The organism is Streptomyces hesseae (genome assembly GCF_031845785.1).
In the GTDB taxonomy this organism is placed as follows: domain Bacteria; phylum Actinomycetota; class Actinomycetes; order Streptomycetales; family Streptomycetaceae; genus Streptomyces; species Streptomyces hesseae.
In genome coordinates, this window is the sequence record NZ_JAVRFI010000023.1 from 90,203 (window position 1) to 114,868 (window position 24,666).

A 24,666-nucleotide genomic window follows, 5' to 3' on the forward strand; every position below is an offset into this window, starting at 1 on the left:
ACGTGTGTTCAGCTCCTGGTGAGTGCGTTCGGCAACTACGGGTGAGGTCCGGGCGGTGTGCGGGCCGGTCATTCGAGACCGTCGAAGAGTGCGAAGAGCTCCTCGTCGCTGGCCGCGTCGAGGTCGGCGTTGTCGTCGGCGTCCTCCGCCGCGGCGGGCGCTTCGCCGGCCGCTTCCGCGGCCTCCAGCAGCTCCCGCAGCCGGGCGGTGATCCGGGCGCGGTCGTCCTCGCCCGTGGCCGCCGCCGACTCGATCGCCGCCCGCAGGCCGTCCAGCCCCGCCAGCACGGGCTCGGCCGGCGAGACCTCCTCGATGACCAGCTGGTCCTGGAGGTGGGCGGCGAGCGCGGCCGGGCTCGGGTGGTCGAAGACCAGCGTCGTCGGCAGCCGCAGACCGGTGGCCTTGTTGAGGAGGTTGCGCAGCTCCACGGCGGTCAGCGAGTCGAAGCCCAGGTCCGAGAAGGCCCGGTCGGCGGTGACGCCGCCCGCGTCGGAGTGGCCCAGCACCTGGGCCACCTGCGCCCGGACGAGGTCGGTCAGGGCCCGGCCCCGCTCCAGCGGGGACAGGGCCGCCAGCTGCTCGGCGAGCGACGGCCCGGCGTCCGTGCCGCCGCCCGCGGCGGCCGCCGCGCGCTTGGCGGGCGTCCGCACCATGCCGCGCAGCAGGACCGGCGGCTCGCCGCGCCGCAGCGCGGCCGTGTCCAGCCGGGTGACGCCCAGGACGGCCTCGCCGGTGGCGGGCGCCGCGTCGAACAGCTCCATGGCCTCCTTGGCGTTCAGCGGCAGCAGCCCGGAGCGGGCCAGCCGGCGCAGGTCCGCCTCCGCCAGATGCCCGGCGATGGAGCCGGTGTCCGCCCACAGGCCCCAGGCGAGGGATACGCCCGGCAGCCCGTTGGCCCTGCGGTGCTCGGCGAGGGCGTCCAGGAAGGTGTTGCCCGCCGCGTAGTTGGACTGGCCGGCCGTGCCGAGGAGACCGGCGACGGAGGAGTAGAGGACGAAGGAGGAGAGGTCCGGCAGGTCCTTGGTGAGCTCGTGGAGGTTCCACGCCGCGTCGATCTTGGGGCGGAGGACCGTGGTGAGCTGCTCGGGCGTCATCTGGGCGATGACGCCGTCGTCGAGGACGCCGGCGGTGTGGACGACGGCCGTGAGCGGGTGCTCGGCCGGGATGTCCGCGATCACGTCTCCGAGCGCGGGCCGGTCGACGACGTCGACGGCGGCGAGCGTCACGGTGGCGCCCAGCTCGGTCAGCTCGTCCCGCAGCTCCGCCGCCCCGGGGGCGTCGGCGCCGCGCCGGCTGAGCAGCAGCAGGTGGCGTGCGCCGTGCTGGGTGACCAGGTGCCGGGCGAGGATGCCGCCGAGGGCGCCGGTGGCGCCGGTGATGAGGGTGGTGCCGCGGTCCCATGCGGGGGCGTTTTCCTCTGTCCGCTCGGCGCGGGCCAGGCGGGGGACGAGGACGGCTTCGCCCCGGACGGCGAGCTGGGGCTCGCCGGTGGCGACGGCGGCCGTCAGCTGCTCCTCGGTCGCGGTGCCGTCGACGTCGACGATGCCGATCCGGCCCGGGTTCTCCGTCTGCGCGGAGCGGAGGAGGCCCCAGACGCCGGCGTGGGGGAGGTTGGTGACGTCCTCCTTGCCGACGGCGATGGCGTTGTTCGTGACGACGACGAGGCGCGACTCGGAGAGGCGCTCGTCGGCGAGCCAGGCTCGGACGGTGTCCAGCGTGGACCGCAGGGCCGCGTGGGCCGCCTCGGCGGTGTCGCTCTCGCCGCTGTTCGCGATTGGGGCGATGACGACGGTGGGGGCCGCCGTGCCCTCGTCCAGCGCCGCCCGCAGTGTGGCGAGGTCCGCGTACGTCGTGGTGCCGGTGGGGAGCGGTGCGGCGCCGTCGTGGAGTTGTGCCCACCCGTCCCGCCCTGCGGGACGATTGCCCACAACGGGCTGCCAGGTGACCTTGAGGAGGCCGTCCCTCGCCGCGTTCCCGGCGGCCAGCAGGGCTTCCTTGGACAGGGGGCGCAGGGTCAGCGACTCCACCGTGGCGACCGGCTGGCCCGCGCCGTCGGCCACCGTCAGGGACGCCAGGAGCGTCGTCGGCTCCGGGGACTCCAGCGAGAGGCGAACGCGCAGCACCGTGGCGCCCGTGGCGTGGACGGACGCGCCGGACCAGGAGAACGGCAGCCACGAGGGGCCGTCCGCCGAGGCCACGCCGGGCAGCAGCGGGTGCAGCGCGGCGTCCAGCAGCGCCGGGTGGAGGGCGAACGCGGCGGCGTCGGCGCGCAGTTCCTCCGCCAGGGCCACCTCGGCGAACAGCTCGTTCTCGCCCTGCCAGAGGCGGCGCAGGCCCTGGAAGGCCGGGCCGTAGCCGTAGCCCTGGTCGGCGAGCCTGTCGTAGACGCCGTCCAGCGGCACCTCGGTGGCCCCGGCCGGCGGCCAGACCACCAGGTCGGCCGGGGCGGCCCGGCCGGTGACGAGGGTGCCGGAGGCGTGGAGGGTCCACGACCGGTCGGCGTCGCCGTCGTCGGGCCGCGAGTGGATCTCGACGGTCCGGACGCCCTGCCCGTCGGCCGCGCCGACGGCCAGCTGGAGCTGGACGGCGCCGCGCTCGGGCAGCACCAGCGGCGCGGCCAGGGTCAGCTCCTCCAGCGAGTCGCAGCCCGCCTGCTCGCCGGCGCGCAGCGCCAGCTCCAGCAGGCCCGTGCCGGGCAGCAGCACCGAACCCAGGACGGCGTGGTCGGCCAGCCAGGGGTGGGTGGTGCGGGAGACCCGGCCGGTGAAGACGTACTCGTCGCGCTCGGCGAGCTGGACGGCGGCGCCCAGCAGCGGGTGGTCCGCCGCGCCCAGGCCCAGCCCGGCCGCGCCGCCGCCGGCCGAAGCCGGGGCGTTGAGCCAGTACCGCCGGTGGCGGAAGGCGTAGGTGGGCAGCGCGACCCGCCGGGCGCCGGGGAAGACGGCCGGCCAGTCGGTGCGTACGCCCCGCGCGATGAGCTGGGCGAAGGCCGCGGCGGCCGTACGGTCCTCGGGACGGCCCCGGCGCAGCGCCGGGGTGAGCGAGGCGGCCTCGTCGGCCAGGCTCTCCTGGACGAGGGCGGTGAGCACACCGTCCGGGCCGAGCTCCAGCCAGTCGGTGACGCCCTGCTCCTCCAGGTACCGCACGCCGTCCAGGAAGCGGACGGCCTGGCGGATGTGCCGGGCCCAGTAGTCGGGCGAGGTCAGTTCCTCGGTGGTGGCGAGGGTGCCGGTGACGTTGGAGACGACCGGGATGCGCGGGGCGTGGAAGGTGAGCCCGGCCGCGACGGCCCGGAACTCCTCCAGCACGTCCGCCATGTGCGGCGAGTGGAAGGCGTGGCTGACGGACAGCCGCTTGGTCTTGGCGCCGCGCTCGCGCCAGAGGGCCACCAGCTCCTCGACGGCGTCCTCGTCCCCGGAGATCACGGTGGAGCGGGGGCCGTTGACGCCGGCGACCGCCACGCGCCCGTCGTCGCCGTAGGCGTCGAGGGTCGCGAGGACGTCGTCCTCCGTGGCCTGGATCGCGGCCATCGCGCCGCCGTCGCGGGCGGCCTGCATCAGCCGGCCGCGCTCGGCGACGAGGTGGCAGGCGTCCGCGAGGTCGAGCACCCCGGCCAGGTGGGCCGCGGTGACCTCGCCGATGGAGTGGCCGAGGAGGTAGTCGGGGGTCAGCCCGTGGTGCGCGGCGAGCCGGAACAGGGCGGTCTCCACGGCGAACAGCGCCGCCTGCGTGAAGACCGTCATGTCCAGCAGGGCCGCGTCCGGGGAGCCCTCGGCGGCGAACAGCACGTCCTTCAGCGGACGCGGCAGCTCGGCGTCGAGGTGGGCGCAGACCTCGTCCAGGGCGGCCGCGAAGACCGGCGAGGACGCGTACAGCTCACGGCCCATGCCCAGGCGCTGGGAGCCCTGCCCGGTGAAGAGGAACGCGGTCTTCCCGCGCCGGCCGCCGGTGGCCCGGACGACGGCGGGGGAGGACTCGCCGTTGGCCAGGGCCGTAAGGCCGGCGAGGAGTTCGTCCCGGCCGGCGCCGACGACGGCGGCCCGGTGCTCGTGCAGGGCACGGGTGGTGGCCAGCGAGAAGCCGATGTCGGCGGGCTCCAGCTCGGGGTGGTCGCCGAGGTGGGCGAGCAGCCGCTCGGCCTGGGCCTGTACGGCCTCCTCGCTGCGGCCGGAGACCAGCCACGGCAGGACGCCGTCGCCGTCGGCCGGACGCTCCACCGTCTTCTCCTCGGCCGGGACGACGGGCCGCTCGATGATGACGTGGGCGTTGGTGCCGCTGATGCCGAAGGACGAGACCGCGGCGCGGCGCGCCCGGCCCGCCTCGGGCCATGCCCGCTCCTCGGTGAGGAGCTCGACGGCGCCGGCCTCCCAGTCGACGTGCGGGGAGCGCTCGTCGGCGTGGAGGGTGCGCGGCAGCGTGCCGTGCTCCATCGCCTGGATCATCTTGATGACGCCGCCGACGCCCGCCGCGGCCTGCGAGTGGCCGATGTTGGACTTCAGGGAGCCGAGGTAGAGCGGGCGGTCCTCGGGCCGGTCCTGGCCGTAGGTGGCGAGCAGGGCCTGTGCCTCGATGGGGTCGCCGAGCGTCGTACCGGTGCCGTGGGCCTCGACGGCGTCGACGTCCGACGGCTGGAGACCGGCGTTGGCCAGGGCCTGGCGGATGACGCGCTCCTGGGCCGGGCCGTTGGGGGCGGTCAGGCCGTTGGACGCGCCGTCCTGGTTGACGGCCGAGCCGCGCAGCACCGCGAGCACCTGGTGCCCGTTGCGCTCGGCGTCGGAGAGCCGCTCGACGAGGAGGAGGCCCACGCCCTCGGCCCAGCCGGTGCCGTCGGCGTCGGCGGAGAAGGACTTGGAGCGGCCGTCGGGCGAGAGCCCGCGCTGCCGGCTGAACTCGATGAAGACGTGCGGTCCGGCCATCACGGTCACACCGCCCGCGAGCGCCAGGTCGCACTCGCCCGAGCGCAGCGCGTTCGCCGCCAGGTGGAGGGCGACCAGCGAGGACGAGCAGGCGGTGTCCACGGTCACGGCCGGGCCCTCGAGCCCGTACGTGTAGGACAGCCGGCCCGAGACGACGCTGGAGAGGTTGCCCGCGAGCAGGAAGCCCTCGAACTCCTCGGGGGTGCCGGCCAGCCGGGACGCGTAGTCGTCGTACATGGCGCCGGTGAAGACACCGGTGTTGGAACCGCGCACGGCGGCCGGGTCGATGCCGGCGCTCTCGAAGGTCTCCCACGCGGTCTCCAGCAGCAGTCGGTGCTGCGGGTCGGTCGCGGTGGCCTCGCGCGGCGAGATGCCGAAGAACTCCCGGTCGAACAGGTCGGCCTCGTGGAGGAAGCCGCCGTGGCGGACGTAGGAGCTGCCGGTCTTCTCCGGGTCGGGGTCGTAGAGCGTGTCGAGGTCCCAGCCGCGGTTGACGGGGAACTCGCTGATGGCGTCCACGCCGTCGGCCACCAGCCGCCACAGGCCCTCGGGCGAGGTGACCCCGCCGGGGTAGCGGCAGGCCATGCCGACGATCGCGATGGGCTCGTCGGCGGTGCCCGTGCGGACGGCCTTTGCCACGGCCTTGGTGCCGCTGTCGGCCACCTTGGAGAGCAGGAACGCGGCGAGCGCGGCCGGCGAGGGGTGGTCGAAGACGGCGGTGGTCGGCAGCCGCAGGGCGGTGACGGCGTTGAGCCGGTTGCGCAGCTCCACGCCGGACAGGGAGTCGAAGCCGAGCTCCTTGAAGGCCCGTTCGGGGTCGATGGTGGTGGCGTTCGCGTGGCCGAGCACGGAGGCGACGACGCCCCGGACGAGCTCGGTCACCGCGCCCGCGCGCTCGCCCTCGGGCAGCGCCGCGATCGACTGCGCCCAGTCCCCGCCCTGCCCGGCGCCGGCCGCCGCACGGGCGGTCCGGCGCGGGGCCCGGGTACGGACCAGGCCGCGCAGCAGGGCCGGGGGCTGGTCCGCCGCCGCGAACGTCGCGAGGTTCAGCGCGGCCGGTACGTACAGGGGCTCGCCGCCCGCGAGGGCCGCGTCGAACAGGGCGAGGCCCTGCTCCGGGGTGAGCGGAGAGACACCGGCGCGCGTCCAGCGGGCCAGGTCGGCCTCGCCGAGCGTGCCGCCCATGCCGTGGGTGGCGTCCCACAGACCCCACGCGAGGGAGGTCGCGGGCAGGCCCTGCGCCTTGCGGTGCGCGGCGAGGGCGTCCAGGTAGGTGTTGGCGGCCGCGTAGTTGGCCTGGCCGGCGGTGCCGGTGATGCCGGAGACGGAGGAGAAGAGGACGAAGGCGGCGAGGGTCGGGAGGTCCTTCGTCAGCTCGTGGAGGTGCCGGGCGGCGTCCACCTTGGGGCGGAGGACGGCGTCGAGCTGCTCCTCGGTGAGGGCGGCGACGGTCGCGTCGTCGAGGACACCGGCGGTGTGGACGACGGCGGTCAGGGGGTGCGTCTTGTCGACCTGCGCGAGGAGCGTCGCGACCGCGTCGCGGTCGGCGGCGTCGGCGGCGGCGACGGTGACGGTCGCGCCGAGGGCGTTGAGCTCGGCGACGAGGTCCTTGGCGCCGGGGGTGGCGGCGCCGCGGCGGCTGCTGAGCAGGAGGTGTCGGACGCCGTGCGTCGTGACGAGGTGCTTGGCGAAGAGGGCGCCGAGGCCACCCGTGCCGCCGGTGATGAGCACGGTGCCGTGCGGGTCCAGGGGCGCGTTTGCGCCTGCGGGCCGGTGGTCGGGTTGTGCCCACCCGTCCCGCCCAGCGGGACGATTGCCCACAACCGGGGTGTCCGTCCCGGGGTCCGGGGCGGAGCCCCGGGAAACGGGAAGGGGCGGGACCGGGGCAGCCTCCGCTCGTGCCAGCCGCGGCACTCGCAGTTCGCCGCCCCGCAGCGCCAGCTGGGGCTCGCCCGTCGCGATGGCGGAAGCCAGCAGCGCCCGGTCCGCACCCGACGCGTCCGTGTCGATCACGGTGAAACGACCCGGGTGCTCCGACTGCGCCGCCCGCACCAGGCCCCACACCGGGGCGGAGGCCAGACCGGTGACGTCCTCCGTACCGGTGGCTATCGCCCCGTGCGTGACGAACACCAGCCGCGTGCCCTCCAGCCGCTCGTCCGCCAGGAACGCCTGTACGAGCCGCAGCGCGCGCCGCGCCTCGGACCGGGCATCCCCGGTCGCCGGGGACGCGACGATCACCTCGGGCGCCTCGTCGAAGGCGGGGAGATCGTCCCCATCCGCCTCGGCCCACACGACCGCGGAGCCATCCGGCACGGCAACCGCCGGCCACTCCACAGTGAACAGCGCGTCCGGCCCGGCCGCCCGCGGCGCGACCTTCGCCTTTTCCACCGGCCGCAGCGTCAGGGCACCGACAGAGGCGACAGCCTCTCCCGCCCCGTCCGCCAGCTCGATGGCGACCGTATCCGTCCCCACCGGCGAGATCCGGACCCGCAGCTCCGTCGCCCCCGCCGCGTACAGCGCGATGTCGCTCCACGCGAACGGCAGCCGGATCATCTCCGCCGCCGACGGGTCGGCGGCGTCCAGCACCAGCGGGTGGAGGACCGCGTCGAAGAGCGCGGGGTGCAGCCCGAAGCTCCCGGCCGCCTCGGCCTGTTCCGAGGGCAGCCGGACCTCCGCGTAGACGTCGTCGCCCGCGCGCCAGACGGCCTTGAGGCCCTGGAAGGCGGGCCCGTAGCCGTAGCCGAGGGCGGCCAGCCGCTCGTAGACGTCCGGCAGCGGCTCCGCCACCGCGCCGGCAGGCGGCCACGTGGCGAGCGAAGCGTCGGCGGGCGCGGCCGGCAGCGGGGCCGGGGCGAGGGTGCCGGCGGCGTGGAGGGTCCACGGCTGCGGCTCGTCGCCCTCGGAGACCTCGGGGCGGGCGTGGATGGTGAACGGGCGGCTGCCCGACGCCTCGGCCGCCGCGACGGCGACCTGGACGCGCACAGCACCCCGCTCGGGCAGGACGAGGGGCGCCCGCAGGGTGAGTTCCTCCACCTGGCCCGTGCCGGCCCGGTCGCCCGCGGCGACGGCCAGCTCGATGAAGGCCGTGGCGGGGACGAGCACGGTGCCGCTGATGGCGTGGTCGGCCAGCCACGGGTGGGTGGCCAGCGAGAGGCGGCCGGCGAGCAGCAGGTCCTCGCGGTCGGCGAGTTCGACGGCGGTGGCCAGCAGCGGGTGCCCGGCCATGTCCAGGCCGAGGCCGCGCGCGTCGGCGGCGGGCCGGGCGGCGAGCCAGTAGTGGGCGCGCTGGAAGGCGTACGTGGGCAGGTCGGTGGCCGTGCCGCCGGGGAAGAACGACGCGGCGTCCAGCGGCGCACCGACTGCGTGCGCCTGGGCGAGCCCGGCGATGAGAGTCTCCGCCTCGGGGCGGCCCTTGCGCAGCAGCGCGACGGCCGTCGCGCTCTCCCCGGAGAGGGAGTTGCGTGCCAGCGCCGTCAGGACGGCGTCGGGGCCGAGCTCGACGAACACCGTGGCGCCCTGCTCCTCCAGCGCCCGTACGGCGTCGGCGAAGCGGACGGCCTGCCGGATCTGGTTCACCCAGTAGTCGGGCGTGGCGAGCTCGCCCGGCTCGGCCGGGCGGCCGGTGACGGTGGAGACGATGGGCAGGACGGGCTCGTGGAAGGTGAGCCCGGCGGCCACGGCCCGGAACTCCTCCAGCACGTCGTCCATGTGCGGCGAGTGGAAGGCGTGGCTGACGGTGAGCCGGTGGGTCTTGCGGCCCTGCTCGCGCAGCCGCGCGGCGATGGCCTCGGCGACGGTCTCGTCACCGGAGATCACCACGGCGTCGGGGCCGTTGACGGCGGCGACGGACACGGCGTCCTCGTGGCCCGCCAGCAGCGGCAGCACCTCGTCCTCGGTGGCCTGGATGGCGATCATCGCGCCGCCGGAGCGGGCGGACTGCATCAGCCGGCCGCGCGCGGCGACCAGTTCGGCGGCGTCCTCCAGGGAGAGCACCCCGGCCGCGTGGGCGGCGGCGAGTTCGCCGATGGAGTGCCCGGCGAGGAGGTCGGGGGTGAGCCCGTGGTGCTCCAGCAGCCGGAACAGCGCGACCTCGATCGCGAAGAGGGCGGGCTGGGTGTAGCGGGTCTCGTGCAGCAGGGCGGCGTCCTCGCTGCCCTCTTCCGCGAGGACGAGCTCCTTCAGTGGCCGCTCCAGGTGCTTGTCCAGCTCGGCGACGACCGCGTCGAAGGCGGCGGCGAACACCGGCTGGCCGGCATGGAGTTCGCGTCCCATGCCGGTGCGCTGGGCGCCCTGTCCGGTGAAGAGGAACGCGGTGCGGCCCGCGCGGGCGGCGCTGCCGGTCACCACGTTCCCGGCGTCCACGCCCTGGGCGAGCGCGCCGAGCCCGGCGAGGAACTCCTCGCTCGTCCGGCCGGTCACCACGGCCCGCCGCTCGAAGGCGGTACGGGTGGTGGCCAGCGAGAAGCCGACGTCGGCGGGGTGGGCGCCGGTGTCGGTCACCAGTTCGCGCAGCCGGCCGGCCTGCTCGCGCAGGGCGGCCTCGTCGCGGGCGGTGAGCACCCAGGGGGCGCGTACGGCGAGGTCGCCGGCGGTCAGCGCCTGGGGTGCCTCGTCGGCCTGCTCGATGATGACGTGGGAGTTGGTGCCGCTGATGCCGAAGGAGGAGATCGCGGCGCGGCGCGGGCGGCCCGCGTCGGGCCAGGCGCGCTGCTCGGTCAGCAGCTCCACGGCCCCGGCGGTCCAGTCGACGTGGCTGGTCGGCTCGTCGACGTGGAGGGTCCGGGGGAGCACCCCGTGCCGCATGGCCTCCACCATCTTGATCAGGCCGCCGACGCCGGCCGCCGCCTGGGCGTGGCCGATGTTGGACTTCAGCGAGCCGAGGTACAGCGGTGCCTCGCGGTCGGACCGGTCGGCCTGCCCGTAGGTGGCGAGCAGCGCCTCCGCCTCGATGGGGTCGCCCAGCTTGGTGCCGGTGCCGTGCGCCTCGACGGCGTCGACGTCGGCGGGGGTGAGCCGGGCGTCGGCCAGGGCCTGGCGGATGACGCGCTGCTGGGACGGCCCGTTGGGCGCGGTGAGGCCGTTGGAGGCGCCGTCCTGGTTGATGGCGGTGCCCCGGACGACGGCGAGGACCTTGTGGCCGTTCCGGCGGGCGTCGGAGAGCCGCTCGACGAGGAGGAGGCCCACGCCCTCGGCCCAGGAGGTGCCGTCGGCGCCCTCGGCGAAGGACTTGGAGCGGCCGTTCGCGGCGAGGCCGCGCTGGCGGGAGAACTCCACGAACATGCCCGGCGAGGACATCACGGTCGCGCCACCGGCGATGGCCAGCGTCGACTCGCCCGAGCGCAGCGAGCGCACGGCCATGTGGAGGGCGACGAGCGAGGAGGAGCAGGCGGTGTCGACGGTGACGGCCGGGCCGACCAGGCCCAGCTGGTAGGCGATGCGGCCGGACATCACGCTGGAGGTGGTGCCGGTGAGCAGGTGGCCCTCGACGCTCTCGGGCGCGTCGTGCATGCGCGGGCCGTAGTCGAGTGCGGTGGCGCCGACGAACACGCCGGTACGGGTGCCCTTGAGGCGCTCGGAGTCCAGGCCGGCCCGCTCGACGGCCTCCCAGGCGGTCTCCAGCAGCAGCCGCTGCTGGGGGTCCATGGCGAGGGCCTCGCGGGGGGAGATGCCGAAGAAGCCGGCGTCGAAGAGGGCGGCCTCGTGGAGGAAGCCGCCCTCGCGGACGGAGCTCTTGCCGTTGGCGCCCGGGTCGAGGTCGTAGAGGTCCTCGTCCCAGCCGCGGTCGCCGGGGAAGCCGGAGACGGCGTCCACGCCGCCCTCGACGAGCTTCCACAGGTCCTCGGGGGAGCTGACGCCGCCGGGGTAGCGGCAGGCCATGCCGATGATGGCGATGGGCTCGCCGTCGTCGCCCGCCACGGCCAGGTCGTCGTCGGCGCCGGCGGCGCCGGTGAGCTCGGCCTCCAGGAAGGCGGCCAGGGCCTCGGGGGTGGGGTGGTCGAAGAGCAGACCGCTGGGCAGCCGCAGCCCGGTGGCCTCCGCCAGGGCGGTGCGCAGCTCCACGGACATCAGGGAGTCGAGGCCCAGGTCCTTGAACGGCGAGCGGAACTCGACGCGCCGGCCCGGCCCGTACTCCAGGACGGCGGCGACGTGCGCGCCGACCAGCTCGGCCACGGCGCGGCGGCGCTCGGCCTCGGACAGCCCGGCGAGCCGGGCGCCGAGCTCGCCCCGGGGGGCGCGCGAAGTCTGCTCCGGAGCGGCGGTGGTGGTGGCGAGCGCGGCGACGGAGCGGCCCACGCCGTCGAGCCAGTACCGCTCGCGCTGGAAGGCGTACGTGGGCAGGGGCACCCGTATGGCGCCGGAGCCCTCGAAGGCGGTGGCCCAGTCGACGGAGGTGCCGCGCACGGAGAGCGTGGCGAGGGCGGCCAGCAGGGTCTGGGGCTCGCTGCGGCCCTTGCGGAGCGCCGGCACGGAGGCGGCGACGGAGGCGTCCTGCAGGGAGTCGGCGACCATCGCGGAGCAGACGCCGTCGGGGCCCAGCTCCAGGAAGGTGGTGACGCCCGCGTCCTCCAGGGCGCGGGTGGCGTCGGCGAAGCGCACCGGGCGGGAGACGTGCTCCACCCAGTAGTCCGCCGACGTCCACAGGCCGTCGGCGATGACCTCGCCGGTGACGGTGGAGACGGCGGCGATCCGGGGCTCGTGGAAGGTCAGGCCCGCGACGACCGCGCGGAACTCCTCCAGCATCGGGGCCATCAGCGGCGAGTGGAAGGCGTGGCTGACGGTGAGGCGCTTGGTCTTGCGGCCCTGCTCGCGCAGGGTCGCGGCGATCTCCTCGGCCACGTCCTCGGCACCGGCGATCACCACCGAGCGCGGGCCGTTGACGGCGGCGACGGCGACGGTGTCCTCGCGGCCCGCGAGCAGCGGCAGGACCTCGTCCTCGGTGGCCTGGACGGCGATCATCGCGCCGCCGGAGGGAAGTTCCTGCATCAGCCGGCCGCGCGCGGCGATCAGCGCGGCGGCGTCGGCCAGCGAGAGCACGCCCGCGACGTGCGCGGCGGCGACCTCGCCGATGGAGTGGCCCGCCAGGTAGTCGGGGCGCACGCCCCAGGACTCCACGAGGCGGAAGAGGGCCACCTCGACGGCGAACAGCGCCGGCTGAGTCCAGCGGGTCTCGTCCAGGTCCTCGCCGCTCGCGATCACTTCGCGCAGCGGGCGCGGCAGGCGCTCGTCGAGGGCGGCGCACACCTCGGCGTAGGCGGCGGCGAAGACCGGGAAGACCCGGGCCAGCTCCTCGCCCATGCCCGCGCGCTGGGCGCCCTGGCCGGTGAAGACCACGCCCAGCAGACCGGGCTGGACGGTGCCGGAGACCAGGCCCTGCGCGGGGGTGCCGGCGGCGAGTGCGTCCAGGCCCGCGAGTAGCGCGTCCCGGTCCTCGCCGAGGACGACGGCGCGGTGGTCGAAGACGGTCCGGGAGGAGATCAGCGACCAGCCGATGTCGGAGGCGGACGCGGCCTCGTCGCGGCGCACGGCGGCGGCCAGTCGCTCGGCCTGCGCGGAGAGCGCCTCGGGGCCGCGCGCGGAGATCGTCCAGGGGGTGACGACCGGGGCGTCGCCCGGCTCGGGGCGGGCGGCGCGGGCCGGGCCGGAGGTGAGGACGACGTGGGCGTTGGTGCCGCCCATGCCGAACGAGGAGACGCCCGCGACGAGTTCGCCGTCCGGATGCGGCCAGGCGGTCAGCTCGCGCTGGACGGCCAGGCCCAGCTCGGCGAGGGGGATACGGGGGTTGGGCGTCTCGAAGTTGAGGCTCGCGGGCAGCCGCTCGTGGTCGAGCGCGAGCAGGGCCTTGAGCAGGCCGACGATGCCGGCGGCGCCCTCCAGGTGGCCCACGTTGGTCTTGGCCGAGCCGACCAGCAGCGGCTTGCCCTGGCGGGCGGTGCCGAGCACGGCGCCCAGGGCGGCCGCCTCGATGGGGTCGCCGACGGGCGTGCCGGTGCCGTGGAGCTCCACGTACTGCACGGCGCGCGGGTCGATGCCCGCCTTCTGGTAGGCCTCGCGCAGCACCTGCTCCTGCGCGGTCTGGCTGGGGACGGTCAGGCCCGGCGTGGTGCCGTCGTTGTTGACGGCGCTGCCGCGGATCACGCCGTAGACGTGGTCGCCGTCCGCGATCGCCCGGGCGAGCGGCTTGAGGACGACGACACCGCCGCCCTCGCCGCGCACGAAGCCGTTGGCGCGGGCGTCGAAGGTGTAGGTGACGCCGTCGGGGGAGAGGCCGCCGAAGCGCTCCTCGGTGACGGCGTTCTCGGCGAGCACGTTGAGGTTCACACCGGCGGCGATGGCCATCGCGGACTCGCCGGAGCGCAGCGACTCGCAGGCCAGGTGGACGGCCACGAGCGAGGAGGACTGGGCGGCGTCGACGGTCAGGCTGGGGCCGCGCAGACCCAGGTAGTACGAGACGCGGTTGGCGATCACACCGCGGTTGACGCCGGTCATGGTGTGCTGGGTGACGGCCTGCTCGCCGTGCTGGTAGAGCAGGGCGGAGTAGTCGTCGCGCAGCGTGCCGACGAAGACCGCCGTCCGGCTGCCCTCCAGCTCGGCGGGGACGATCCCGGCGTCCTCCAGGGCCTCCCAGGCCAGCTCCAGGACCAGGCGCTGCTGCGGGTCCATGGTGGCGGCCTCGCGGGGCGAGATGCCGAAGAAGGCGGCGTCGAAGGTGTCGACGCGGTCCAGGAACCCGGCCCGGCGGACCCCGCCGGCCGCGCTCCCGCCGCGCCCGTCCCCGGTCCCGGAGAGCGCCGACTCCCACCGCCCCTCGGGGACCTCGGTGATCGCGCTCGTACCGGTGCTCAGCAGCTCCCAGAACTCCGCCGGGCCCGCCGCCATCGGGAGCCGGCAGGACAGGCCGACGACCGCGATGGCCTCGGATCCGTCCCGGAGCGCCGTGACCCCATCGGGGGTGTGCTTCTTCGTCATCGCGACCGGCAGACCTTTCCTAGCTGAATTCCTCAACGGCCCATAAATATTTCGAGAACGCCGTGACCCGGCCCCGCCACCTGCTCGAATTTCCGCCGGCGGACCCCGTGGTACAACACATGAATCGTGCACCGATCCTAGGCAGTTGGCGCCCTACGGCACTTCAGCGACCGGTCACGGAGCGGTAATTGACGCCCCGTCGAAAGGTGTGAGCGGCGCATTACCCTGCGGTGAGCGAGGGGTTGGGAACGCCGGGCTAGGGTCCGCTTGGATTCCGGTACATACCCCATAGAAAGCGGGAGCAGTCACGCCATGACGCAGCTCACCAATGAAGTCGAAAAGCACACCGACCTCTATGTCGAGGCCTTCAACCGAGGCGACGCGGACGCCGTCAACGCCTTCTACACGGACGAGGCCGTCGCCGTCTGGGAGCCGGGCAAGCCGCTGACCGGCCAGGCCCGCAAGGACAGCGTCAAGGAGTTCCTGGCCCTCGGCCCGAAGATGACGGCCAAGGTCCGGCACTCCTTCGTCACCGGCGACACCGCCCTGCTGATCGTCGACTGGATCATCGACACCGTCGACGAGGACGGCAAGCCCGAGCAGCTCAAGGGCATCGGCGTCGACGTGCTGCGCCTGGGCGCGGACGGCAACTGGCGCTACGCCATCGACGACCCGTACGGCCAGGCCGAGTAAGGCCGTCCGTCGGCGGCTCGCGGCCGTCCCGGCCGTGAGTCCGCCCGTCGTGGGGGCATCCGCTCCGGCGGTCGTGCGCGTCAGCGCGCTTTCCGCATCAGGTCCGGGCCGGCTTCGAGCCGGCTTCGAGTCAGCGTCACCGGCGCTCCGCGCCCTAGGGGGAACGTTTTCCGTGAACACCGACAGATTCGCCGGCGCGGCGGCCGGCGACGCCGCCTTCCGCTCCGGCCGCCGTCCCTCGCGACGTACGGTCCTCAAGGCCGCGGGCGCGACCGCCCTGGCCGCCTCGGCCGCGAGCGCCCTGGCCGCGCCCGCGTACGCCGCGGAGGAGGAGACCGAGGACACCGCGCGGGACTTCATCGTCATCGGCGCGGGCTTCGCCGGTGTCACGGCGGCGCGCGAACTGCGCGCCCGGGGCAAGAAGGTGACGATCCTGGAGGCGCGGAGCCGGGTCGGCGGCCGCACCTGGACCGACACGTTCGGCGGTCAGCTGGTGGAGGTCGGTGGCACCTGGGTGGAGCCGACGCAGCCGAACATCTCCAGGGAGCTCAAGCGGTACAACCTCGCCCTTGAGGAGGACGAGCCGCTGGACCGCATGTTCCTGCCCACCCCGAACGGCCCCAAGGCGTTCACCCCCGAAGCGGGCGGCGCGGCGATGGGCGCCCTCTTCGACAAGTTCTTCGAGGGCTCCCGGCAGTACTTCGAGCGCCCCTTCCAGCCGCTGTACCGCGCGGACCTGCTCCAGAAGCTCGACAGGATGTCGCTGCGCGACCGGCTCAATGAGCTGAAGCTGTCGCCCGCCGACGAGATGCTGATCAACGGCCAGACCGCGATCTACTCGGGTGGCGCCAGCACCGACGGCGCTCTGACGATGCTGGCCCAGTGGTGGTCCCTGGCCGGCTGGACCAACCAGGGCTGGAGCGACACCCAGCGGTACCGGATGAAGACCGGCACCGTCGGGATGCTCACGGCGATGATCAACGAGTCGAAGCCGACCGTCGTGTTCAACGCCCCGGTGGCCTCCGTCGCCGAGTCGGGCGGCCGGGTCCACGTCACGACCCGGGCCGGAAAGACCTACTCCGCCAAGGGCGTCGTGGTGGCCGTGCCGGTCAACGTCTGGCACACCATCAAGTTCACCCCCGGTCTCCCCGCCGCCCACACGGCCGCCGCCTCCCAGGGCATCGCGGTGAAGAACTCCGTGAAGATCTGGATCCACGCCCGCAACGGCCAGGGCCGGGTCTACGGCCAGGCGGCCGAGGGCGGTTCGCCCATCCCGATGTTCATCCCCTACAAGAAGACCGCCGAGGGCCAGCTGTACGTCGGCTTCAGCGTCGACCCCAAGCTGGACGCGACGAACGTCGCCCAGGTCAAGGACGCCGTGCGCAAGCTCGGTGTGGACCTGGACATCATCGGGGTGCGGGCGCAGAACTGGGGCGCCGAGGAGTTCTCGCGCGGCGGCTGGGCCTTCCGCAAGCCCGGCCAGCTGACCTCGCTCTACCCCGACGTCCTGAACCAGCTCACGAGCCGGATCACCTTCGCGAGCGGCGACATCGCGGAGGGCTGGACCGGCTTCCTCGACGGTGCCATCGAGTCGGGCATGCGCGCCGCCCAGCTGGCCAACGGCGAGATGTGACACCCCTCGTCCGGCGGCCTTCGCCGGACCCTCCCCCGGGGGCACCCGTGCCCGGGTGCCCGGAACACATGAGAAAGAGGACGTAACCCGCCATGACGACGTTCACCGTGCCCTTCGACCCCGAGAACCCCGACCTCACCGACGACACCTGGACCCAGAACGAGATCTTCCTCCAGGTCTTCAACTCCGGTAACGGCGAGTACTTCGACAGCCTCTACCGCGAGGACTCCATCTCCAACTTCTCCGGCGAGTCCCTCACCGGCGAGGCCCGCCTGAAGTTCTTCAAGGACTTCCTGGCCAACAAGCCCAAGCTGGAGGCCAAGGTCACCCACTCCTACGTGGCCGGCGACGTGGCCCTGATCGGCGTCGAGTACGCGATCGACACCGTCGACGCCGAGGGCAAGCCCTTCCGCCTGGAGGGCAACTGCACCGACGTCCTGGTCAAGGTCGAGGACGGCCGCTGGCTGATGGCCATCGACCGCCCCGTGGCCAAGAGCGGCCTGGTCGCCTAAGCGCCCGGACGGACACCCCGAAACCGGCGCTCCCCAGCGCGGCCCCTGCCCCCGGTTCCCCCTCCGGGGCAGGGGCCGTCGCCATCCGGTAAAACATACCGATTATGCGGTATGGTCTGTTCGCTGAGTGAAGAGCATGCGGGGGTAGCGTGGGGGTGCTCGTGTCCGGCCGCGGCGGGGTAGGGGAGTTGCGCATGTCCGGTCAGTCGTTCTCCGGCGGTCTGGTGGCTGCCCTCGGTGTCATCGGGGGCAAATGGAAGCCCCTGATCATCGCCGAGCTGCACCGGCGGCCGCTCCGCTTCGGCGAGCTCAGACGCGCCCTGCCCGGCGTCAGCGAGAAGGTGCTCAGCCAGCAGCTGCGCGAGATGGAGCTGGACGGCGTCGTCGACCGCGAGGTCTGTCTGTCCATCCCGCCCCTGGCCGTGCAGTACTCGCTCACCGAGCTCGGCCTGACCCTCCATGAGAGCCTGCTGCCCCTCGCCGCCTGGGGTGAGCAGCACGAACTGCGCATGCTGGCACCCTCCGGGTGAAGCCGGTACAACCGCCTTCGAACGGACCTCGAGAGAACCTCTAGAGGCCGCCACTAGCGTTCCCGTCGACTTCAGTGGGTGAACGAGCGCGGGAACAGAAAACTGTACGAAGAACCGAGTCCGACCCTCCGTGACATCACGTCGCGCCGCATGGCCCACGGCAAGCCGCCTTCTGAATCGACCGGCGACAACCTTTGCAAAACGATGCAAAAAGATCTTGGGTGAGCGATGCGGTTTCGAATGCTAGGTCCTCTGGAAGTCATTGACGCCGACCGCCCCGTGGCGCTGGGCGGCATCAAACAGCGCGCCACGCTCGGGTTTCTGCTGTTGCAGGCCAACAGGGTCGTGGCCACCAGCCAGTTGCTGCGGGCCCTGTGGCCCGTGGACGAGGCACCCACCTCGGCCCGGAAGATCCTCCAGAACGCGGTCTGGGGGCTGCGCGGAGTGCTCTCGGCCGGTACGGCCGAGAACGGCGGGGCGGGCGCCCCGGCCCTGCTGACCCAGGCGCCCGGCTATGTGCTGCGCGTCGACCCCGACGACGTCGACCTCCACCGCTTCCAGCGCCAGGTCGAGGCGGGCCGCGCCAAGTTCTCCGCCGGCGCCCCCGAGGACGCCGCGACGCTGCTGCGCGAGGCCCTCACCCTCTGGCAGGGCCCCGCCCTGGCCGACCTGGTGGAGACCGGCATCGCCTGGCCCGAGCTGGCCGCCGTGGAGAAGGCCCGGCTCGACGCCATGGAGGACTTCTTCGAGGCCGAGCTCGCCTGCGGACGCCACCAGGCCGTCCTCGGCGAACTCGAGACCATGGTCGCCACCGAGTCCCTGCGGGAACGTTCCTGCGGGCAGCTGATGCTCGCCCTCTACCGCTGCGGCCGGCAGGCCGACGCCCTCGCCGTCTACGACAAGGTGCGCACCACCCTCGTGGAGGACCTCGGCCTGGAGCCCGGCCGTTCGCTGCGCGACCTCCAGCACGCCATCCTCACCCACGACACCTCGCTCTCCCTGCCCCCGAGCCGGCCCCCGGGCGCCTCCCCCTACCAGCTGGGCCGCCGCCCCGTCCGCGAGCAGACCGCCGAGATCCCGGCCCAGCGCCGCCCCGTCCACGGGGGCGTACCGCTGGCCTCCGTGCCGGACCGGGCCCCCGCCACCGCGGCGCACCGCGCCCGTACGGCCGTCGCGGCGCCCGCCGATCGCCGGACCGCGGCCACCGTCACCGAGCGCACCCAGGTCAGCGTCGCGCTGATCGCCACCGAGCTCGCCGATGACACCCCGGGCGGCGCCTGGAGCGAGAGCGCCGACACCGCCCTGGAGGCCGTGGCCGGCACCGTCCAGGAGAAGGCCGAGCACTTCGGCGGGACCGTCGTGGCCAGCATCGGCCCCGTAACCCTCGCCCTGTTCGGGGCCTGCTCCGGCGACGGCGACCGCAAGGACGCCGCCGAACGCGCCGTCCACGCGAGCCTGGCGGTCCGCGCCGCCCTCGGCTCGGGCGCGTACGCCACCGGCCGGCACGGCAGACGCCCGGCCGTCCGCGCCGCCGTCGTCACCGGCGAGGCGATCGTCCGCTACCGCCCCGACGACCCCGGCACCCCGCCCACCCTCATCGGCACCCTGCTGCACACCGGCCAGTCGCTGCTGGACCGGGTGCCCGCCGGCGAGGTCCGGGTCTGCGCCAACACCCGCGAGGCCGCCGACGCCGCCGTCGACCTCTCCCCGGCCGGCGACGCGGCCACCGGCTGGGAGGTACGCGGCATCCGCCGCGAGTACCCCGGCGAGCACACCGTCCCCATCGTCGACCGCGACTGCGAACTCGACCTGCTGCGCGGCCTCCTGAGCCGCACCCGGCACCGGGCCAAGCCCCACCTGGTCACCGTCCTGGGCGACCCGGGCATCGGCAAGACCCGCTTCGTGACGGAGTTCGCCCGCGCCTTCGCCGACCAGCCCGAACCCGCCCGCTTCCTGGTGGGCCGCGCCCCCTCCTTCCCGGGGGACGACGCCTTCGCGGTGCAGAGCGAGATCCTGGCCGCCGCCTGCGGCATCCTGCCCGGACAGCCCGCCGGGGAGGCCCGCGCCCACCTCGCCGCGACCGTCCGCCGCGTGATGGCCGACCCGCGCGAGGCCGACCGCCTGCTGCCCCCGCTCACCCCGCTCGTCATCCCGGGCCACGAGTCCGCCGCCCCGGCCGAGTCCCTGGCCGCCTGGCGGCGCTTCGTCGTGGCACTCGCCGCCGAACGCCCCCTGGTCCTGATCATCGACGACCTCCACCGGGCGGACGACGCCCTGCTGGACTGCGTCGAGGACCTGGTGGAGACCGCGGGCGCCGTACCGCTGCTGGTGGTGGCCGCAGCCCGCCCGGAGCTGCTCCAGCACCGCCCCGACTGGGGCGCGGGCAAGCGGCACACCAGCACCCTCGGCCTGGACCCGCTCTCGGACGCGGCCATCGACCGCCTCCTGGAGTTCATGATCGCGCCGGAACAGGCCGTCCATGCCGGCGAGGCCCCGGACGACCGCCGCCGCTACATGCGCCAACTCCTGGCCTCGGGCTCCCCCTCAGGAGCCCTCCGCCACCTCTACGGCCGCACCCCCACACCGCGGAGCCTGCCGGCGGCGGTGTAGGGCGACACGACCGGACGGGCTGACAAGGTCAGCCCGTCCGGCGTTTGAGGACCGGGGGCCCGACGACTACGCGCCGGCTCCCACGAGCCGCTCGCCGTCCTGCGCGCGCAGAATCCCGCAGACATCCCGCAGCCCGGCCTCCAGCTGCGCGATCTCCGCATCGCTGAGGTACACAGACGGCTCGAACCGCAGCGTGTGCACCGCACTGGCCGTGGGGAACGTCCGAATCCGGTGCTCCCGCAGCAGATACCCCGCCGCCACGTACCCGAAGAACCCCGCGTTGTCGCGGATCGCCGCGGACGCCGCCTCCGACTGGTCCTGGAACTCGAACCCGAGCATCAGCCCCTCGCCCCGGATGTCCGCGACGATCTCCGGGAAGTCCGCCCGCACGGACTCGAACATGGTCCGCAGGGCCTGCCCGCGCTCGGCGGCGAGCCGGTAGACGCGCCCGTCCTCCGCCTCCATCAGCTCCAGCACCTTCAGCGCCACGAAGCAGGAGAACGCGTCCTTCGCGAAGGTCGAGCTGTGCACCAGCTCGAACTCCTTGCGGTAGCGGTCCCGGCGCACCAGCATCACGGACGACTTGGCCACACCACCGCCCAGGCTCTTGGCCAGCGCGTAGTAGTCACCCCGCAGGCCCACCAGGGTGCTCGCGAGGAACGCGCCGCTGCGCCCCATTCCGCTCTGCACCTCGTCGATGACGACCGGGCAGTCGATCTCGGCGGTGACCCGCTGGACCTCCGCCGCGAACTCGCGCGTGATGACGTTGATGCCGCCCTCGCCCTGGATCGGCTCCAGGACGAACGCGCAGATCACCGGCGCCTCGCGCCGCACGACCGCGATGGTGTCGCCCTCGACCACGACGTCGAAGAGCTCGGCGCGCTCCGCCTCGACGGCCTCCTTGATCGCCTCCGGCCGGTCCCGGGGGATGAAGCGCGCCTGGGCGGCCAGCGCGGAGAAGGGCGCGCGGTAGCCCTCGTTGTGGGTCAGCTGGACGCTGCCCATCAGCTTGCCGTGGAAGGAGCCCTCCAGCGACAGGAAGACCGGCGGCCGCTGCCGGACCGCCTCGTTCCGGCGGACGATCTCCGCGGCCAGGTCCTCGAACGCCGCCAGGTCCACCCGCTCGGTCGCGCTGAACCCGAGCGCGCCCAGCGCCTCGCCGGACAGCGACGCCTCGCCACCCAGGAGCGCCGCCCGCGCGGCCTCCAGGTGCTCGGCGATGGGAGCGGCCAGCTCGTCCATCCGCATCCTGCGGTCGAGCTCCGCGTGCTTGATCGCGGCCTCGACGGCCTCGGCGCCCGTATTGGCGAAGATCGCCGAATAGGCGTCGGTCGTGCCGAGTTCCCGCTGGAGAATGGTGTTGAGCGCGGCGGCCACCTGATTGGCGTAAGGGTGCCGCGAGAACTGCGCGTGCACCGGGACCCCGCCGTCGAGCAGCGATTTGGCGAGGGCGATTATCTCGGGGTTGTTGTGCCCCAGCATCAAGGAGCCATAACCGCCCGCGTAGTCGACCACGGGGACTTCCCGGCCGTCCGCGTCCCGGTAGTAGAGGGTGTTTCCCTCGGCACGGACGTACTCGACGTCGAGTCCGACGGAGGCGAGCCACTCAAGGAGAAAAGGCTCGGCGAGTTCGAGTCCAGGGGATTCAGTGGATCCAGGGGATTGAGCGTTCATGGCGCCAGACCATACGGCGGCGCGGTCATCGGTCGTTCTTTATCCGGACTTCGAACTCCCCGGCAATAGCCGGGGAGTTCGGCAGGTCATCGGCCCGGTTACGGAACCACCGTGACGACCCCCAGCGCCTCGGCCACGAGATCCGCCACCTCACGCGTGTGGTGGTCGAGGTAGAAGTGGCCGCCGGAGAACACCCGGAGGTCCGTCCGCGCCGCCGAGAAGCCGCGCCAGTCCGAGGCCTCCTCGACCGTCACGACCGGGTCGTTGTCCCCGATCAGCACGGTGAAGGGCACGTTCAGCGGCGCCCCCGGCGTCCACGCGTACGTCCCGATGGCCCGGTAGTCGGCCCGCAGCGCCGGCATCACCATGGCCAGCAGGTCCGGGTCCTGGAAGACCCCGCCCGTCGTCCCGCCGAGCCGCCGGATCGCGGCGAGGACGTGCGCGTCCGTACGCACCTGGTCGTGGGGGCTGGGCGCCGCCGCCGGCGCCCCGCGCCCGGAGAGGAACAGCCGCTCCGGCCCGGGGGCCGACCGCTGCTCCAGCCGGCGCGCCGTCTCGTAGGCGAGCACGGCGCCCATGCTGTGCCCGAAGAAGGCGAACGGACGCTGGTCGTCCAGCGCGCTCATCTCCTCCGCCAGCCGGTCGGCGAGCCGGGCGATGTCGTCCACCGGCGGCTCCTGGTGGCGGTCCTGCCGCCCCGGGTACTGCACGGCCACCACGTCGACCGCCGCCCCCAGCGTGCGCGACAGCGGCACGAAGGCGCTGGCCGCCCCTCCGGCGTGCGGGAAGCAGACGAGGCGCGGTCCGTCCTGCGGAGCCTGGCCGTAGCGTCGGAACCAATCACTGCCCACTGCGTCTTCTCCTCGCGTGCGTTGCGGACCGTGCCGGGGCATTTTCCGTCGAGTCGCTCGAGGCTGGCACGAGACGCGCACGAGAACCCCTGGTTGCCGCATATCGAAGCACTCCGCAAGGGCCATGAGGGCATATTCTGTGGGCCCGCAGAGCATCCACGGCGTGTATGGAAGGCAACCGGCCGGGGATCGACCGGAGGAGAGCTGATCGGCGATGCAGGAGAGATCCGGGCGGACCCGCAGGAGATTGCTCGAAGCCGCCGCCGAGCAGATCGACGCACGCGGATACGCGGACGCCAAGCTGAGCGACATCAGCCGGTGCGCCGAGGTCACCACGGGCGCGCTCTATTTCCACTTCTCCTCCAAGACCGACCTGGCGGAAGCGGTCCAGCGGGCCGGCTGCGCGATGCTCGAGGAGACCGTCGACCACCTGCTGACCCACTGCTCGCCCATGCAGGCCCTGATCGACGTCACCCACATCCTGGCCCGCTGGATCTGCGAGGAGCCCATCGTCCGGGCCAGCCTGCGGATCGGCCGGGAGCGCGGCCGGGACGGGTCCGCGATCGTCGACTTCCACGCGGTGTGCGTCCGCACCGGGCTGCGGCTGCTGCGCGACGCCCGCGCCGGCCAGCGGGTGATCCGCGCCGACGTCTCCGCCGACTCCGCCGAGGGGCTGGTCACCGCCGTGCTGTCCGGCGCCGAGGCGGACGCCTGCCGGGGCATGGACCCCGAGCGCCTCACCGCCAGGCTGACGGGGATGTGGGACCTCCTCCTCGACGCCCTCGTCGTACGCGACCTGCGCGCCGGGCTCCGCACGGGACCGCCCCACACGCCGCTGCCGGACGGCCGCGCCCACGAGGCGGTCACCGCCTGACGCCCGTACCGCCCGTACGGCCGTCAGCCGACCCGTACCGCCCGGGCCGCGACTCTGGTGATTACCCGCGTGATTACCCGTCGGTGAACACTCAGTAGGACCCCTCCGGTTAGCTTCTCGAACTGGGAGGAGTCCCGAGGGGGGAGTTCCCCGAGGGGCTCGGACGTCCCGCGAGGTACGAGGAGTTGTGATGGATACCTCTGTCATCACAGGGGGAGCGGAGGCGGGCGCGACGACCGGGACGGAACCGGCGACGACGGGAACGGAACCCGAGGCCTGGGAATCGGTCATCGGACGGGACTTCACCCGGGCGCTCAACGAGGGCCTGGCCCGGGCCCGTGCGACCGCCCCGCCACGGAACCGGCGCCCCTCGCCCCCGGCCGCCGCCGAACGCGCCGCGCGCGCCACGAGCGGCAGCGCGGCGCGCGGCAAGGGGAGCGCACCACGCGTCCGTACGCCCCAGCCGACGCCCGCGTCCCCGCCCCAGCCCATGTCCCGGCCCCCGTCCTCCGGAATCGAGGACTCCACCAGCGCCGATCCCACGGCCGCCCCCGACGAGCACACGGATTGCCGCTGGCAGGAGCGCCGCCGGGTCGCCCGTGACCTCCACGACCACATCGGCGGCGCCCTCGCCACCGCCCGCCGCCTCCTCATCGAGTGCGGCCCCGGCGTGGACGACCCGGGCCGGCTCGCCGCCGCCCAGGTCTTCCTCCACGAGGCGGAGGACCACCTGCGGGACATGCTCGGCGAGTTGGTCACGGCGACCGAGCTGCCGCCGCTCGGCGAGGCCATCGAGGGGTTCGCGGCGGAGGCCGCGCCGCCCGGCCTCGACGTCACCGTCAAGATCACCGGCAATGAGAACCTCGTCGCCACCGCCCACCGCCGGGCGCTGTTCCTGGCCGTCCGCGAGGCCCTGCGCAATACGTTCGAGCACGCCGGGGCGAGCCGCGTCGCCGTCTCCGTCCGCACCACCCGCTGGTGGGTCCACGCGGCCGTCGAGGACGACGGCCGGGGCTTCGACCCGGAGCGCGTGACCACCGGCACCGGCGCGGGCCGCCCGGCCCGGGGCATCGCGTCGATGACCCAGCGAATCGAGGACATCGGCGGAAAGCTGGCGATCGAGAGCTCGCCCGTCGACGGCACCAGGGTCGACATGCACCTGCCGCTGCGCCCCCGTACCTAGCCCCCGCCCGCCCCCCTGATCCCCCATCCCCCCATCCCTCCGAATCCAGTGCTGCCGCCAGCGGGCCGGCCGATCCGCCCGCGCCGAGGAGTTGTTGTGCGCAAGGTGCTTATCGCCAATCGTGGCGAAATCGCTGTCCGTGTCGCTCGTGCGTGCCGGGACGCGGGGATCGCCAGTGTGGCGGTCTATGCCGATCCGGATCGTGACGCGTTGCATGTCCGGG

General features: G+C 74.0%; 11 protein-coding genes. 8 read left to right on the top strand and 3 right to left on the bottom strand.

Features of this window, described 5'->3' with window-relative positions:
* Positions 1 to 68 precede the first annotated feature (68 nt).
* Positions 69 to 13,883, bottom strand: a complete 13,815-nt coding sequence (locus tag RM609_RS27575) for a type I polyketide synthase (RefSeq protein WP_311614284.1) — start codon at positions 13,881 to 13,883, stop codon at positions 69 to 71.
* A 312-nt stretch (positions 13,884 to 14,195) separates the two neighbouring features.
* Here RM609_RS27575 and RM609_RS27580 point away from each other — a divergent pair, with 312 nt between their 5' ends.
* The 5 genes from RM609_RS27580 to RM609_RS27600 all read left to right on the top strand — a co-directional run bounded on the left by RM609_RS27580 (position 14,196) and on the right by RM609_RS27600 (position 19,861).
* Entirely contained in the window at positions 14,196 to 14,576 is a 381-nt protein-coding gene (locus RM609_RS27580) for a YybH family protein (protein WP_311614285.1), read from the top strand.
* A 172-nt stretch (positions 14,577 to 14,748) separates the two neighbouring features.
* A complete protein-coding gene (locus tag RM609_RS27585; protein ID WP_311614286.1) occupies positions 14,749 to 16,209 on the top strand; it encodes a flavin monoamine oxidase family protein in 1,461 nt (486 codons plus the stop codon).
* Between the two features lie 92 nt (positions 16,210 to 16,301).
* Entirely contained in the window at positions 16,302 to 16,721 is a 420-nt protein-coding gene (locus RM609_RS27590) for a YybH family protein (protein ID WP_311614287.1), read from the top strand.
* Between the two features lie 194 nt (positions 16,722 to 16,915).
* Positions 16,916 to 17,251, top strand: coding sequence for a winged helix-turn-helix transcriptional regulator (locus RM609_RS27595; protein ID WP_311614288.1), 336 nt, complete (start codon positions 16,916 to 16,918; stop codon positions 17,249 to 17,251).
* Positions 17,252 to 17,491: 240 nt separating this feature from the next.
* A complete protein-coding gene (locus RM609_RS27600; RefSeq protein ID WP_311614289.1) occupies positions 17,492 to 19,861 on the top strand; it encodes an ATP-binding protein in 2,370 nt (789 codons plus the stop codon).
* 66 nt (positions 19,862 to 19,927) lie between these two features.
* Here the strand turns inward: RM609_RS27600 and RM609_RS27605 are convergent, their stop codons facing one another.
* Entirely contained in the window at positions 19,928 to 21,535 is a 1,608-nt protein-coding gene (locus RM609_RS27605; RefSeq protein WP_311614290.1) for an aspartate aminotransferase family protein, read from the bottom strand.
* A 98-nt stretch (positions 21,536 to 21,633) separates the two neighbouring features.
* A complete protein-coding gene (locus RM609_RS27610) occupies positions 21,634 to 22,386 on the bottom strand; it encodes a thioesterase II family protein (protein WP_311614291.1) in 753 nt (250 codons plus the stop codon).
* A gap of 214 nt (positions 22,387 to 22,600) precedes the next feature.
* Here RM609_RS27610 and RM609_RS27615 point away from each other — a divergent pair, with 214 nt between their 5' ends.
* The 3 genes from RM609_RS27615 to RM609_RS27625 all read left to right on the top strand — a co-directional run.
* Entirely contained in the window at positions 22,601 to 23,260 is a 660-nt protein-coding gene (locus RM609_RS27615; protein WP_311614292.1) for a ScbR family autoregulator-binding transcription factor, read from the top strand.
* A 190-nt stretch (positions 23,261 to 23,450) separates the two neighbouring features.
* A complete protein-coding gene (locus tag RM609_RS27620; protein ID WP_311614293.1) occupies positions 23,451 to 24,443 on the top strand; it encodes a sensor histidine kinase in 993 nt (330 codons plus the stop codon).
* 96 nt (positions 24,444 to 24,539) lie between these two features.
* A partial coding sequence (locus tag RM609_RS27625; protein ID WP_136209427.1) for a biotin carboxylase N-terminal domain-containing protein occupies positions 24,540 to 24,666 on the top strand: 127 nt, incomplete at its 3' end.

Coding starts and splice junctions, on each gene's coding strand:
- RM609_RS27615 (WP_311614292.1), top strand. CDS start 22,601: ATGCAGGAGAGATCCGGGCGGACCCGCAGGAGATTGCTCGAAGCCGCC.
- RM609_RS27620 (WP_311614293.1), top strand. CDS start 23,451: ATGGATACCTCTGTCATCACAGGGGGAGCGGAGGCGGGCGCGACGACC.
- RM609_RS27590 (WP_311614287.1), top strand. CDS start 16,302: ATGACGACGTTCACCGTGCCCTTCGACCCCGAGAACCCCGACCTCACC.
- RM609_RS27595 (WP_311614288.1), top strand. CDS start 16,916: ATGTCCGGTCAGTCGTTCTCCGGCGGTCTGGTGGCTGCCCTCGGTGTC.
- RM609_RS27580 (WP_311614285.1), top strand. CDS start 14,196: ATGACGCAGCTCACCAATGAAGTCGAAAAGCACACCGACCTCTATGTC.
- RM609_RS27600 (WP_311614289.1), top strand. CDS start 17,492: ATGCTAGGTCCTCTGGAAGTCATTGACGCCGACCGCCCCGTGGCGCTG.
- RM609_RS27575 (WP_311614284.1), bottom strand. CDS start 13,883: ATGACGAAGAAGCACACCCCCGATGGGGTCACGGCGCTCCGGGACGGA.
- RM609_RS27605 (WP_311614290.1), bottom strand. CDS start 21,535: ATGAACGCTCAATCCCCTGGATCCACTGAATCCCCTGGACTCGAACTC.